Annotated in this window: 12 protein-coding genes; 5 read left to right on the forward strand and 7 right to left on the reverse strand. The window is 58.5% G+C overall.

Annotation, left to right across the window (positions count from 1 at the left end):
• Window positions 1–130 precede the first annotated feature (130 nt).
• Window positions 131–856 carry a methyl-accepting chemotaxis protein gene (locus CCX46_RS31135; protein ID WP_371043887.1) on the forward strand — a complete coding sequence of 242 codons (726 nt, stop codon included), beginning with the start codon at window positions 131–133 and terminating at the stop codon, window positions 854–856.
• 141 nt (window positions 857–997) lie between these two features.
• Here CCX46_RS31135 and CCX46_RS11430 read toward each other — a convergent pair whose 3' ends face one another.
• Window positions 998–1,429, reverse strand: a complete 432-nt coding sequence (locus tag CCX46_RS11430; RefSeq protein ID WP_095120253.1) for a nuclear transport factor 2 family protein — start codon at window positions 1,427–1,429, stop codon at window positions 998–1,000.
• Window positions 1,430–1,951: 522 nt separating this feature from the next.
• Between CCX46_RS11430 and mqo the strand changes: the two genes are divergently transcribed.
• Window positions 1,952–3,598: a malate dehydrogenase (quinone) gene (mqo, locus tag CCX46_RS11435; RefSeq protein ID WP_127926730.1), complete on the forward strand. Its 1,647-nt coding sequence runs from the start codon at window positions 1,952–1,954 to the stop codon at window positions 3,596–3,598.
• A 164-nt stretch (window positions 3,599–3,762) separates the two neighbouring features.
• Here the strand turns inward: mqo and CCX46_RS11440 are convergent, their stop codons facing one another.
• Window positions 3,763–4,194 carry a nuclear transport factor 2 family protein gene (locus CCX46_RS11440; RefSeq protein ID WP_127926731.1) on the reverse strand — a complete coding sequence of 144 codons (432 nt, stop codon included), beginning with the start codon at window positions 4,192–4,194 and terminating at the stop codon, window positions 3,763–3,765.
• A 438-nt stretch (window positions 4,195–4,632) separates the two neighbouring features.
• Between CCX46_RS11440 and CCX46_RS11450 the strand changes: the two genes are divergently transcribed.
• A complete protein-coding gene (locus CCX46_RS11450) occupies window positions 4,633–5,079 on the forward strand; it encodes an NUDIX hydrolase (protein WP_127926732.1) in 447 nt (148 codons plus the stop codon).
• 6 nt (window positions 5,080–5,085) lie between these two features.
• Here CCX46_RS11450 and CCX46_RS11455 read toward each other — a convergent pair whose 3' ends face one another.
• From CCX46_RS11455 to tssI, 4 genes are read right to left on the reverse strand one after another with little or no spacing between them, the layout of a single operon-like run.
• Window positions 5,086–6,243 (reverse strand): DUF3396 domain-containing protein, encoded by a 1,158-nt coding sequence (locus CCX46_RS11455; protein ID WP_238704394.1) that lies wholly within the window; start codon window positions 6,241–6,243, stop codon window positions 5,086–5,088.
• A gap of 1 nt (window position 6,244) precedes the next feature.
• Complete coding sequence (locus CCX46_RS11460) at window positions 6,245–7,186, reverse strand: PoNe immunity protein domain-containing protein (protein WP_174245055.1); 942 nt, start codon at window positions 7,184–7,186, stop codon at window positions 6,245–6,247.
• 5 nt (window positions 7,187–7,191) lie between these two features.
• Complete coding sequence (locus CCX46_RS11465) at window positions 7,192–8,763, reverse strand: hypothetical protein (RefSeq protein ID WP_127926734.1); 1,572 nt, start codon at window positions 8,761–8,763, stop codon at window positions 7,192–7,194.
• Window positions 8,760–11,051, reverse strand: coding sequence for a type VI secretion system Vgr family protein (tssI, locus tag CCX46_RS11470; protein ID WP_127926735.1), 2,292 nt, complete (start codon window positions 11,049–11,051; stop codon window positions 8,760–8,762). The genes CCX46_RS11465 and tssI overlap by 4 nt, the downstream gene beginning before the upstream one ends.
• 130 nt (window positions 11,052–11,181) lie before the next feature.
• Between tssI and CCX46_RS11475 the strand changes: the two genes are divergently transcribed.
• Entirely contained in the window at window positions 11,182–12,393 is a 1,212-nt protein-coding gene (locus CCX46_RS11475) for a helix-turn-helix domain-containing protein (protein WP_127926736.1), read from the forward strand.
• Window positions 12,394–12,424: 31 nt separating this feature from the next.
• Window positions 12,425–13,057, forward strand: a complete 633-nt coding sequence (locus CCX46_RS11480; RefSeq protein ID WP_127926737.1) for a Vgb family protein — start codon at window positions 12,425–12,427, stop codon at window positions 13,055–13,057.
• A 122-nt stretch (window positions 13,058–13,179) separates the two neighbouring features.
• On the opposite strand, the gene CCX46_RS11485 is transcribed toward CCX46_RS11480, so the two are convergent.
• Window positions 13,180–13,371 carry a hypothetical protein gene (locus CCX46_RS11485; RefSeq protein ID WP_038366183.1) on the reverse strand — a complete coding sequence of 64 codons (192 nt, stop codon included), beginning with the start codon at window positions 13,369–13,371 and terminating at the stop codon, window positions 13,180–13,182.
• Between the last annotated feature and the right edge of the window lie 97 nt (window positions 13,372–13,468).

The following is a 13,468-nucleotide window of genomic DNA, read 5'->3' on the forward strand; positions in this document are numbered from 1 at the left end:
CGATTTGCGCAACATGATCGATGTGGTGCGGCGCAATGCTCATGGCGTCAGTGGCATGAGCGAACAACTCAGCCAGGGCTGCCATCAGGTCGCCGACAGCAGCCAGCAACAAAGCGTCGCCGCCGGCACCATGGCCGCCGCCGCGAGCCAGATGACCGCGAGCATCGAGGAAATCACCCGCCATGCCGAACGTGCCCTGAGCATGGCCAATCAAGCCGAAACGCTGGCGAAAGAGGGGGGTGGTGTGATTCATCAAGTGGTCAGCGACATGGACGATATCGCGCGCTCGGCGCAACAGTCGGCACAGGTGATCCGCACGCTGGATCAGGAATCCGAAGCCATTTTCAACATCATTCAGGTGATCAAGAGCATTGCCGACCAGACCAACCTGCTGGCGCTCAATGCCGCGATTGAAGCGGCCCGCGCCGGCGAGCAGGGCCGGGGCTTTGCCGTGGTGGCTGACGAAGTGCGCAGTCTGGCGGCACGCACCAGTGCCTCAACCCAGGAAATCGCCGCGATGGTCGCGCGCATTCAGCACAGTACCCGCGAGGCGGTCAGCAGCATGGAGGCGGGGGTAGCGCAGGTCGACAAGGGCATGGCGGTGACGGCGGACGTCGAACGCGCTATTCGCGAAATCCTTGAGGCGACGTTGAGCACGACACAACTGGTCAACGACATCACCCGCACGATTGGCGAGCAGAGTCAGGCCAGTAACGAGATTGCCCATCAGGTGGAAATGATTGCCGGGATGTCCGAGGGCAACAGCCGGGTGATCGGGCAAACGGCGAATACTACCGATGAGCTGTCGAGCCTGGCGGGGCAGTTGGCGCAATCGGTGGATCGGTTTCGGTTGTAACCAGGAAGATTTGTACTGCCTGGGCTGCCGTCTTCGCGAGCAGGCTCGCTCCCACCTTTGGAATGCGTTCCCTTGTGGGAGCTAGCCTGCTCGCGAAGACGGCAGCCCAGTCAACATCTATTCAGAGTCGGTTAACCCCGATCAGAACTTGAACGCCTGCCGCCCCACCAGCAACCACTTGCCGTCCTGCTTCTGCCAGATCTGAAAGTTCTCGATCTCGGTCGGTATCACTTCAGTGCCCTTCAACGCCTGCGCGGAAAAGTGGTGGCGCACCAGCGCGGTATCGCCGGACAGGGTGATGGTCTGGTTCTGCATTTCCAGGGTCTTGAACGCGCTTTTGCCGGTTTCGATATCGGCGATGAATTCTTTCTTGTCCTGAATCTTGCCGCTGGAGTGGCCGTAGGTCAGGTTGGGCGCGGTGAGGGCGTTCAGTTCGGCGATGTCCTTGTGCAGCATCGCCTGGGTCAGATGATCGACCGCTTGGGCGACATCTTTTTCTGCCGGGGCCGAGGCGGCCATGGCGTAACCGTTGAAGGCACAGAGAAAACCGATCAGTAGTCGAGTCTTGGTCATTGCGGTTGTTTCCTTGTTGTTATGGGGTTGACGACTTATTTGTCAGTCGTCGTACAACTTAGCAGATAATTTCTGAGTAAGGCACTGCGCAAAAGCACTCAATCGCTGGGCAACTACACTTGAATGCTGGAGGGTTTGAGTCGCTGCACTGATCGGAGGGTCATGTTCAGCGTCTGGCGGCCGATAAGTCCCTGAGCGGAAAAAGACTCTCAAGTCGGGAACAGACGCGCGGGTTTGCCCTGACGTGATATTCTTCGCGCCAACTTGGTTTGACCTTATTCAGTTTGCTTGCCTCTGGGCGGGCCGACGGAATCCCTGTCGCTCAAGTAGCTGAGCCAATAATGATAAGAAGTCAGTTCAGAAGGGACATTAACTGAGGTCGATGCAGCATGTCGGCCTTGTGTGCCCACCCGTCAAAATTGAAGTGTGCCGGAATCTGCGACGCTAGCCTGAGCGTCATCAAAGCGGATCGCATGCAGATAACAGCGGCGGGCGGAAGGCGTTTTATCATAGGTGCAACAGATGTTTAAAAAAGTGAACACAGCCCTGCTGGGTCTGGCTTTGGCGATGGGGATGACATCCGCCAATGCTGACGAAGCAAAGAAAGTCGACGTTCTGCTGATCGGCGGCGGCATCATGAGCACCACCCTCGGTGTGTGGATCAATGAGCTGGAGCCAAGCTGGTCGATGGAAATGGTCGAGCGCCTCGACGGCGTCGCCCTCGAAAGCTCCAACGGCTGGAACAACGCCGGTACCGGTCACTCGGCGCTCGCCGAGCTGAACTACACCCCGGAAGACGACAAAGGCAACGTAACGATCCCGAAAGCCGTCGAGATCAACGAAGCGTTCCAGGTCTCCCGTCAGTTCTGGGCCTGGCAGGTTCAGCAAGGCGTTCTGAAGAACCCTCGCTCGTTCATCAACACCACTCCGCACATGAGCTTCGTGTGGGGCGATGACAACATCAAGTTCCTGAAAAAGCGTTACGAAGCCCTGCAAGCGAGCCCGCTGTTCGCCGGCATGCAGTACTCCGAAGACCCGGCTGTGATCAAGAAGTGGGTCCCGCTGATGATGGAAGGGCGTGACCCGAACCAGAAAATCGCGGCCACCTGGAGCCCGTTGGGTACCGACATGAACTTCGGCGAAATCACCCGCCAGTTCGCTGCCCACCTGCAGACCAAGCCTAACTTCGATCTGAAACTGTCGAGCGAAGTGCAGGACATCACCAAGAATGCCGACGGCACTTGGCGCGTCAGCTACAAAAACCTGAAAGACGGCACTAAAACCGAAACCGACGCCAAGTTCGTCTTCATCGGCGCTGGCGGCGGCGCACTGCACCTGCTGCAGAAATCGGGCATTCCTGAAGCCAAGGAATACGCTGGCTTCCCGGTAGGCGGCTCGTTCCTGGTGACCGATAACCCGGCCATCGCTGAACAGCACCTGGCCAAGGCCTACGGTAAAGCGTCGGTTGGCGCGCCACCGATGTCCGTTCCGCACCTGGACACCCGTGTTCTGGACGGCAAGCGCGTCATCCTGTTTGGCCCATTCGCGACCTTCAGCACCAAGTTCCTGAAAGAAGGCTCGTACCTGGACCTGCTGACCAGCACCACCACCCACAACATCTGGCCTATGACCAAGGTCGGCATCAAGGAATACCCGCTGGTCGAGTACCTTGCTGGCCAACTGATGCTGTCGGATGAAGACCGTCTGAACGCGCTGAAGGAATACTTCCCGAACGCCAAAGCCGAAGACTGGCGCCTGTGGCAAGCCGGCCAACGCGTGCAAATCATCAAGCGTGATGAAGCCGCTGGCGGCGTGCTGAAACTGGGCACCGAAATCGTTGCTGCACAAGACGGCTCCATCGCCGGCCTGCTGGGCGCATCGCCAGGCGCGTCGACCGCTGCACCGATCATGCTGAGCGTGCTGCAGAAAGTCTTCAAAGACAAAGTCGCAACGCCAGAGTGGCAAACCAAGCTGCACCAGATCGTTCCAAGCTACGGCACTCAGCTGAACAGCGATCCAGCCAAAGTGGCTGCAGAGTGGGCTTACACCGCCAAAATCCTCGAACTGCCGACGCCTCCAGTGATCGGTCAGGTGGCTGCTCCGGCCGCACCTGCAGCTGAAAAAGCTGAAGCTCCGAAGGAAAACGCTGCACGTGACATGGCGCTGTAACTAGCCGCCAGTTGCACAAAGCCCACTGAACCGGCGACGGTCAGTGGGCTTTTTTATGGCAAATAGTTTTGTAGGAGCTGTCGAGTGAAACGAGGCTGCGATCTTTTGATCTTGATCTTGCTTTTGAAAGATCAAGATCAAAAGATCGCGGCCTGCGGCAGCTCCTACAGGGCTTTTGCGGACGCCAGATAAGCGCCGAGGCGCCGACCCATCTCTTCGCCCAACGCCTGCAGTCCACTCAACGGGCGAACCATCACCTCGAACTCGACAATCTTGCCGTGCTCATCAAAGCGAATCATGTCGATGCCTTTCAGCTCTTTCGCCCCGACCCTGGCGCTGAACTCCAGAATCACATTCAAGCCATCGGCAGTCGCCAGTTCGCGGTGGTATTTGAAGTCTTCAAACACCTCAAACACGGTATTGAGGATCATCGACACTACCGGCGCGCCCGGGTATGGCGTGTGCGCCATCGGCGAGCGGAACACGGCTTGCGGGTCGAGCAGACCGGGCAGGGCACTTAGGTTGCCGGTGTGGATCATTTCGTGCCATTTGCCTAGCGATTCAGCGACGTTGGGTTGCAGGTTCAGATCGGTCATGTTCACTCCAGGATTTTTCTTGTTGTTGTCGCGACGGCAATGACTCTAGATCAACCACGCCGAAATTGAACCCTTGTGCCGCGATCTGAATATCGGCCCATGGCCCATGCGGATCAGATGCGCATCTGATCCGTATTTTTTCACTGGATCTGCCTCTGTTACCAGCTCAGTCATCCGCTCAAAATAGCCCCACGGTTCGGCACTCGCGGCAGTCCTTCATCCCGAAGCGCCCAGTGCACCGCAAGCTCAGCATTGAGGAGAGCAACATGAACAAGATGGCGATTTTTCTGGGTGGCTTTCTGACACTGACCATTCTGATCGGCCTGCTCGCAACGATTTCTCCGGTCTGAGGCGAGCCTTTTCCAGTGACGTCCACGGGTGTGTCGCGCAAAGCATGTTTAAATGCCGCGCCCCCACACCTGTAAATGGACTTCAGTCATGGCCGAACACCGCATTCGCGCGCTCGCACTTTGCGTTTTTCATCACAACGGCAAAATTCTGGTTAACGAATTTCGCGACCCGGTCAGCCAGCAAACCTGCTTTCGGCCCATCGGCGGCGGTATCGAGTTCGGCGAGACGAGCGCCGAAACCATCGTGCGTGAAGTGCAGGAGGAGTTGGGGCTGACCATGACGGACATGCGTCTGCTCGGCACACTCGAAAGTCTTTTCGTTTACAACGGCAAACCGGGACACGAAATTGTCCAGGTATACGACGCGACGTTTGTCGATCAGGGCGTCTACGACCACGCACAGATCGATGGCCATGAAAGCGACGGCGCGCCCTTCACCGCGCGCTGGCATGACAGCTCAAGCTTCAGCGAGCAGGCGCCCTTGGTGCCAAAAGGCTTGCAGGAGCTGCTGAGGAGCACCGGATTGCTCGGCTGAATCCACTCACGCTTCCCCCGACCAATACCAAAGCGTATCGCCCCAATTCGAGCCACTGAACCGAGGCATTATTTCCCCCAAGTCGAAGTAACGTCGGGAGTTTGCCTGTGCGGGGCTGAACCAATAACCCGCGGCGCTACAAGGCTGACCGGCCTCTATTCGTGCTGGAGTTTTCGAATGCGCATCGTCTTGGTCGAATCGCGCGTACCAGCGCTCGGTACTGTCTTGTTCGAAGCAGTTACCGTAGGGTGAATAAGTGTGCAGTTGATCGGGTTTTGGATTACGAAGCTGTTTCAAAACGCGGTTCACCGCTACATAGGTTACGGGCAGAGGTTCATGGATAGCGCCCAGTTCGGGTAAAGCGCCGGCGCGAATGATCAGTCCGCCCTGATAATCCAGCATCTCGACGTCGCCACGTCCGCTTAAGGCGTGGCGTAATCCGTCTTTACCTCCCAGTTGCTCGGTAAATCGAGTGCCTACAATGGTGTACCAGTTGACACCTTTGATGTGATCAAGCAATTCTCGTTTGAAGTTGTGCACCATTGAGTCAACTTCCAGACCGACATATTGCTGCGCCAGTTGAAATTCCATGGGCATGTAACGATCGAAGTCGTAGGGCAGTATGCTCGAGAGTCCGCCGTAGCCATGTTCGGCTTCAACCTGATCGCACAAGTAAACCAGCCATTCTTCAAAGCGCGCGACGCCATCGGGCTCTTTCAGGAAACTCCAGGGCAATGTCATCTTCAGGTATGAGCGTTTTTGATCGCCATGCATCTCGAACGAGTTCAGTGCGGACAGGCTGTACGCAGCAGCTTCGTTCGCCGTTGCGGCGCTGCTGATGTGCCATTCGTATTGTTCGTTTGGCCCTGACTCGCGGATTTTTTCCTGGGTTTTGCTGAATCCGGAATCTGTCAGCTTCTTGTAGCGGTCGTCGAACTGTCCCTTCAGATGCTGGCCGAACTCTTCCTTGAATCGGGTGAAGCATTGCATGACATTGCGCTTGCTTTGCAGCGAGTAGCCTTCCTTGAAGTAGAGGGTTGCGATCAGCCCGAGTCGTACAACGGGGGTGTTATCGGGTAGCTCAAACGTCAGGTTCGCAGATTGTTCACTCAGGTTGTTCAAGCTCTCCCTGATCGAACCTTCGTCCTGAAGGACTGACTTCAACTCAAACTTCCCCCGACCAATACCAAAGCGTATCGCCCCAACGGGAGTCGTTGATCTTCGGCATGAGTTCACCCTGTTGGAAATGACGGCGGGAGTTCGCCTGAGCAGGAGTGAACCAATAGCCGGTCCGGCTGCATGCATCGCCGGCAACGATTCGGCCAACTTGTGTCATTCGTGGGCTTTGGTGATTTCTCGCATAGTCGACCAGATCTTTTGGATAAACCATATGGTCGACTTTGCTGTCGTCGATGCCATACAAAAACGCGATGGCGGCGGCCTCGATTGCCCAATAGCCAACGTAATTGCCGTCTTCTCCTTGTAAATGAGTGTCGTGCCACGGTGCTTGTTTAAAAGCGGGGTACCAGCCCTGGCAATACTTTTTCAGCAGGGCGGACGCCTCTTCGCGCGTGTCGGCGTAGATTGCTTGTATTAGCGGGGTGTATACGTCGTGATACCACTGGTCAACGTCATGACGGTTGGGCAGTACCTTCTTCAACAGATCTTCGAATAGCGTGTCGTCCCCGGCATAACCTGCGTTGTCCAGCATTTTGACAAAGCGTACGAGCAAGTCGTTACGGTGCAGCAGAATACACAGACCGATTACTTGCACAGCTTCTTCGTACTGATCTGGCCAGTCATCGATAGCCAACGGAGAAATCTGTGGCGCTCCTTCGAAGTCGGCGAGGGTTTGCTGGCGCACTTCATATTTTTCGATCAGGTCCTCAAGTAACGGAACCAGAGACTCAATGTCCATTCCTGCGGTGTAAGTTGCCAACAATTTGTCCAAAGCCAGACTTTGGAAGTATCGGGCACGCTGGGATGCTTCCTCTTCATCGGAGTCGGATTTGAAACGATTGGTCTTGAAGAACTCGATGACTTCGTCATGTTCTTTCAGGAAGTGGTTGTACTGATGATCAGAGAAGAATTTCTGGCGTTTGCTCATTGATGTCATGCCTCAAGCTTGAGGGAGTCCCTCGCGCCATATTTTTTTGCCAAGGACTTTTTGCGCTTGTTTACAGCCGCTTTCACCTCGGTTTCGTTGTAATGAAACGCCTTGTGTGTGCGATGGGTGCTTTCTGCAAGATTCTGAAACCGCGCTTCGGCATGGTCTTTCGGGCTTGCGCTGGAATGATAAAGCGGGGAATAAAACAGATGGCGACTGTAAGAGGCCAGGACCTGTGCGGCAAGTGCGCGACCAGCCACAGCCTTGTTCAGGTTTTGGGTGATCCACTGACTGCTCATTTGAACCAGTATTTCTTTGATCTTGGCAGAGGGGGCCGGTGAGCGGCTGGATGCCTGTGGTTTGTTTTTTCCGGTTCTCATCGACGTTGAGGGCTTGCTGGCACCGGCCTCAGGGGTATCTTCGATCGGTTCAAGCAGTTGGCTTGCGTCGGCGATGCGCGTTACGCCCGATATGCCCGATTCTCCCAGTTTGGAGGCGATGCCGGGTTTTCGAGTGTTATTGGCTCTACGCATGAATTTTGGTGCATCTTCTTCGCGGCTCGCCTTCGCTTCGACAATCGCGAATTTTTCGCCGCCATTGTTCGCTGGCTTCGCGCGCCAGACCGCGTCGATACCGGTTCCATTGGCGCCGTCAGACAGTTTGTAAAGGACATGCCTGGCTTTAGGGCTGCCTCCCGAAGAAAGTTTTCCGGTTTTCGTGGCACCCGGCAGCCCCTCCAGCCATTTGCCATCCGCCCCCTTGTCATGTCCATCCCAATCTTTGCCCCAACCGAATTCGACTGCGCAGATGTAATCGGCGATATGTTCGCCGCTGACGCCCAAGCCTTCATTCAAAATGCTCGAAGGCGCCTGAACGCCGACCTTGGAGGATTCGACACGGTTGGAGTGGGTGCCGCTGGCGCCGTCCTTGCCTTGAGTGCCGACGGAGGAATCGCGGTTGGCGGGTTTTTCCGCGCGCCGTGGGTGACTGGTGCCAGACGACGCGGCGGAGCTGTTGCGCTGCATGCCTTTCCATTTGATCAGGCGTTTTTCAACAATGCCAAGCATCGCCGGCATGTTGTCTCGGGCGGTAGCGAGGACGGTCACCACGGCGGTTTGAACCCAACCCGGCGAGCCCTTGTAAACAGAGGAACTTCTGATCGCGGAAATGATGTCGTCCATTTCCGCACGCAGTTTGCCGGCGTTGAAAATACGTGACAGGAGTTCTTCCGGACTGGTCTTGATGCCGCATTCCTGCAGAACGAACCGCAGCAGATCGAACAAAACCGGGGCGAATCGTTGAGGGTTGCGGTTGACGATACGCATGCTTTTTTTCAAGCCGTCACCCGCGCCGGGTATCCAGCCGATCACTGCCAGGAGCAAGTCGAACTGGGCATCTTCCTTGGCTCCGGGCGTGTCCGATTTGTACAGCAGAACGGCGGATTCAATGGTGTCGTACACGTCAATGGCCTGGCCCAGAAATGGCACCGCACCCATCGCAATGCCTTTGCCCAGTTCGATAGCCGCTTCCTGATAAGCCCCGGTGCGGTCGTCGTTGCTGCTTGTTTGTTCGCTCATGCCAGCCTCCCTGCGGCTTTTTCGACCAATGCCTGTAGATCAACGGTGGCGGGGTCAAGACCCAGTTTTCGCAGATCTTCGTCGATTTTATCGTCAGAAGCGTCAACCACGGCCACTGCCGGACGATCATAGGGACGAGGGTCTTCACCGTAATAGACTTTCGCGGGGCCTTTTGGCACGTCTTCCAGCCGGGCGAATCCGTCGCTGTCGAGCACACCTTCGCGAGTCGAACCATCGGCGAATTCAACGCGATAAGACGCGCCGGGTACGGGTTCGAGATTGTCGTAGTGCAGGTTCAGTTCAAGCCAGGTGGGATTGGTTTTGGCCCGTTCCATCAAGTTGCCGGCCGTGTCAGTCGCCGCCAGTCCGGGAATCAGCGGAGCAAGAATGGCGATCCCGGTCCCCACGCCAGGCGCGCCGCCGGTATTCACCTTCACCTCAGCCCCGCTAATGGTCACACCACCGGCATCCACCTTCACAAAACTCCCGCCAGCCTTGGCCGTGAGTTCCATGGCGCCTTCGACCACAACCTTCTGGCCGGCGTAGTAATGGATTTCTGACCCGGCCTCAACAAACTGCGCAGTCCCCACCTTCAGATGCTGCGTCACACCGACGGTCAGGTGATCATCCGCACGCATTTCGCTAATCCGGTCCAGATGCGTAATCCGGTGCTCTTCAACCTTGAACTCGCTCAGCGTATTGGCTTCGACGGTGTCGTGCCGTTCGTTACCGACGCGAATCTTCTGGTCGTGCTCGATGTTTTCGTCCCAGTCGCGCTGGGCGTGGATGTAGATCTGCTCGGCGCCTTTCTTGTCTTCGATGCGGAATTCGTTGTAGCCCTTGCCGCCCGGTGAACTCAGGGTCTTGAAGGTGCTGCGGGTCTTGTTGGCCGGCAGGTCGTAGGGGACGACGTTTTCTTTGTGGTACAGGCAACCGGTGACCAGTGGCTGGTCGGGATCGCCTTCGAGGAAGGTGACGAGGACTTCCATGCCGATGCGCGGGATGGCGATGCCGCCGTACGCGGCGCCGGCCCAGCCGCTGGCGACGCGCATCCAGCAGGTGGTTTTGTCGTTGGACTGGCCGTCGCGGTCCCAGTGGAATTGCACTTTGATCCGGCCGTATGGGTCGCAGTGGATTTCTTCGCCTGCGGGGCCGGTGACGACGGCGGTCTGGCTGCCGAGGACTTGCGGTTTCGGGTGTTCAAGGGCAGGGCGGTAGTGCGCGTCCCACGGGGTGGCGAGGAAGCTGTTGCGGTAGCCCTGGTGGAAATCGCTTTTGTTGTCGGTGACGTCGCTGGTGACGTTTTCGCCGAGCACTTGCGGCTGTTTGCCTTCGTGGAAGACTTCCAGCAGCAGCCACAGGTCGTTCCACTCGGCGTGCGGGTGTTCGGCGAGGGTGAGGAAATGGCCGCTGGTGAGGGTTGGTTCGTCACCTTTGCCTTCGGCGAGTTTGTAGTCGCTGCGATGGCGTTCGAGGGCGCGGGTGGAGAGGAACTTGCCGCGCTCGCGGGTGGTGAAGCGGCCGGGGTAGTCGTAGTCCTCGAGGTCCGGGGCGAACTCGGTTTTGACCGCGCCTTCGGGGAGGATCTTCGGTTTTTCGAAGTCGTAGTCGCGGCGGCTGACGCGGGTGGTGCGGGTTTCCAGGCGCAGGTTGAAGCGCTTGATCACCGGTTTGTCGGCGGCCATGCCGGAGTCTTGCTGGTAGCTCACCGGTTTCAGCTTGCGGAACACGGTCTGGTCGTCGCCAAACACCAGTTTGTGGCCGCTGCTGCTGTGCTGGAAGTGGAAGTGAATGCCTTCTTCTTCGCACAGGCGCTGGATGAAATGCAGATCGGATTCGTCGTACTGCACGCAGTATTCGCGTTCCGGGTACTCGGCGCCGAGCTGGAAGCTGTAGGCGTCGGCGAGGATGCCGCGATCCTCCAGCACCTGGGCGATGATCTTCGGTACGGTCAGTTGCTGGAAAATCTGCTGATCGTGGTTGTGCCGCAGGTAGGCCAGTTGTGGCACCAGGCTGAGGCTGTAACGGGTCAGGGTCTTGCCGGAGTCGCCTTGCTCGATGCGATAGACCAGACCGTGGATCTTGCCTTCGCCGGTGGCGCCGAAGGTCAGGACGCCGGGCTTGTGCAACAGCTCTTCGAGTTTGAGGTCGGGGCGGGCGCTGACGAGTTCGAGGTCGAAACGGAACGGTTGGTTGAGGGCTTCGCGACCGGTGAAGCTGAGGACTTGCAGGTCGGCGTTGGCGCCTTCGACAGTGAAGGTAATGTGGCTAGCGTTTGCATCCAGCATGCTCGACTCCATCCATTGGAAAAGCTGTGCCGATGTTGCAACAACTGAAACAGCCGATCAAGCGTCCAAACGCGCCATAATCAGCGATCAGACTCAGCTCACGATTCAGCCATCGAGGGACGGACGAGCCATGGATTCGCTGATCAACGCCGCCGGCCGCGCGCTGTCTGCTGGTGACCCGCTAGGCGCGTTGAACTACGTCGCTCTGCGTGATGACCCGCCGGCGCTGGCCCTGCGCGCAATTGCCATGGCTCAGCTCGGTGATCTGCCCCGCGCCAAGGCGTTGTTGCAACGGGCGATAAAGGCGTTCGGCAGCAATGAACCGTTGTCGCGGGCGCGTTGTGTGGTCGCCGAGGCCGAGGTGGCGCTGGCAGCGCGGGATCTGGGCTGGCCGGTGAAGGCGCTGGAGGCGGCGCGGCGGGTCTTGCAGGCGCACGGTGACGGCGTGAACGCGGCGCACGCGCGCTATTTGCAGATTCGCCGGTTGCTGTTGATTGGCGAGCTGCAAGAGGCCGAAACGTTGCTGGGTGAAACTGACCCGGCGCCGTTGCCGCCGGCGCTGCGTACTGCTCATGAGTTGATTGCCGCCGGGATCGCCGTGCGTCGGGTCCAGGCACACAAGGCCCGCGCGGCGCTGGCGCGGGCGCAGGCTGCGGCGCAACAGGCCGGGATCGCCGCACTGCGCGCCGAGGTCGATCAGGCCAGTCACATGCTCGCTGCGCCGGCAGCGCGGCTGAGCGTTGCCGGTCAGGCGCAACGGGTGAATCTGGCGCAGGTTGAAGCGTTGTTCAACTCGTCGACACTGATCGTCGATGCCTGTCGCTACAGCGTGCGCGGTGCCGGCATGACGGTGCCGCTGGCCACGCGGCCGGTGCTGTTCAATCTCGCACGATTGCTTGCGCAAGCCTGGCTGGACGATGTGGCGCGCGAAACGCTGTTCGCCACAGCCTTTGGTTTTGCCCTCACGGATGAGTCGCACCGTGCCCGCTTGCGGGTCGAAATCGGCCGGTTGCGTGCGGCGTTGGCACCGCTGGCGAGCATTACCGCAACGCCAAGAGGCTTTGCGCTGGTGGCCGCGGATGTGGCGTTGCTGACCCTGCCGGTCGAGGACAAATACGCGGCGTTGCTGGCCTTGCTCGCCGACGGCGAGAGTTGGTCGAGTTCGGCGTTGGCACTGGCCTTGGGCAACAGTCAGCGCCAGGTGCAGCGGGCGTTGGAGGCATTGGCGCTGGTGGGCAAGGTGCAGGCCTTCGGTGTCGGCCGGGCGCGGCGCTGGATGACGCCGCCAATGCCGGGTTTCGCGACGATCTTGTTACTCCCGGTGTCGCTGGGCAATGGCTAGGCTGGACCCACACATCCACGAGGAAGCCCCCATGAAACACGCAAACGCAGAAATCCTTCGCGAGTACGGCCCGTTTGATGACATCAAAGGCATTCACGGCGTGACCTTCGATGGCCAACAGGTCTGGTTCGCCAGCGACGGACAGCTCAACGCACTGGATCCGACCAGTGGCGAAACCGTGCGCACGCTCAAGGTCGGTGCCGACGGTGGCACCGCCTTCGACGGCCAGCACCTGTACCAGATTGCCGACCGCCACATCCACAAAATCGACCCGGCCACCGGACGCGTACTGCACACCATTCCGGCACCGGGCAATGGTGGTGACTCAGGCATGGCCTGGGCGGACGGCTCGTTATGGGTGGGGCAGTATCGCGAGCGCAAGATTCATCAGATCGATCCGCAGACCGGCGAGATCCAGCGCACGCTGGAGTCGAACCGTTTTGTCACTGGGGTGACCTGGGTGGATGGTGCCTTGTGGCATGGCACTTGGGAGGGAGATGAAAGTGAGCTGCGACATATCGATCCGCAGGACGGTGAGGTGCTCGAGTCGCTGAAGATGCCGGCGGGGCAAGGTGTCTCCGGGCTGGAGGCGGACGGTGCCGATCGTTTCTATTGCGGTGGCGGTGACAGTGGGCGGGTGAGGGCGGTGCGTCGGCCTCAATGATCAAGGTGTCTGCACCGGCCTCTTCGCGAGCAGGCTCGCTCCCACAGTGATTGCGGCTGAACACAAATTTTTTAAACGACTCCAAACCCTGTGGGAGCGAGCCTGCTCGCGATAGCGGAATGTCAGTCACCGCTGTTTCGACGGCGTTCGATACCGTCCGGATTACCGATGTCCAGCAACCTTCTTTCCACCAGGACATTCTCAAGGGCCTGACGCTCGACCGGCGCCATTTGGTGTTCACGTTTTTTCAGCTCCAGCAGAATCGGGCTGGACCAGGTGCGGTAGGTCTGTTCGATGTTGCGACGCGACGTCATCAGTCTCTCCTTGATCAAGAGCCCGGTGTTGCGGGCAGGGGCTCAATCCGATGAGGTATTAACGTTAGACGACAAAGCCGGAAGTCGCGAATGCACC

The sequence above is a fragment of the Pseudomonas sp. RU47 genome (genome assembly GCF_004011755.1).
Lineage (GTDB): Bacteria > Pseudomonadota > Gammaproteobacteria > Pseudomonadales > Pseudomonadaceae > Aquipseudomonas.

Excerpts from the sequence above, each read along its gene's own strand:
- CCX46_RS11465 (WP_127926734.1), bottom strand. The coding sequence starts at position 8,763 with ATGAGCGAACAAACAAGCAGCAACGACGACCGCACCGGGGCTTATCAG.
- CCX46_RS11460 (WP_174245055.1), bottom strand. The coding sequence starts at position 7,186 with ATGAGCAAACGCCAGAAATTCTTCTCTGATCATCAGTACAACCACTTC.
- CCX46_RS11430 (WP_095120253.1), bottom strand. The coding sequence starts at position 1,429 with ATGACCAAGACTCGACTACTGATCGGTTTTCTCTGTGCCTTCAACGGT.
- CCX46_RS11475 (WP_127926736.1), top strand. The coding sequence starts at position 11,182 with ATGGATTCGCTGATCAACGCCGCCGGCCGCGCGCTGTCTGCTGGTGAC.
- CCX46_RS11485 (WP_038366183.1), bottom strand. The coding sequence starts at position 13,371 with ATGACGTCGCGTCGCAACATCGAACAGACCTACCGCACCTGGTCCAGC.
- CCX46_RS31135 (WP_371043887.1), top strand. The coding sequence starts at position 131 with ATGGCCGCCGCCGCGAGCCAGATGACCGCGAGCATCGAGGAAATCACC.
- CCX46_RS11440 (WP_127926731.1), bottom strand. The coding sequence starts at position 4,194 with ATGACCGATCTGAACCTGCAACCCAACGTCGCTGAATCGCTAGGCAAA.
- mqo (WP_127926730.1), top strand. The coding sequence starts at position 1,952 with ATGTTTAAAAAAGTGAACACAGCCCTGCTGGGTCTGGCTTTGGCGATG.
- tssI (WP_127926735.1), bottom strand. The coding sequence starts at position 11,051 with ATGCTGGATGCAAACGCTAGCCACATTACCTTCACTGTCGAAGGCGCC.
- CCX46_RS11450 (WP_127926732.1), top strand. The coding sequence starts at position 4,633 with ATGGCCGAACACCGCATTCGCGCGCTCGCACTTTGCGTTTTTCATCAC.
- CCX46_RS11480 (WP_127926737.1), top strand. The coding sequence starts at position 12,425 with ATGAAACACGCAAACGCAGAAATCCTTCGCGAGTACGGCCCGTTTGAT.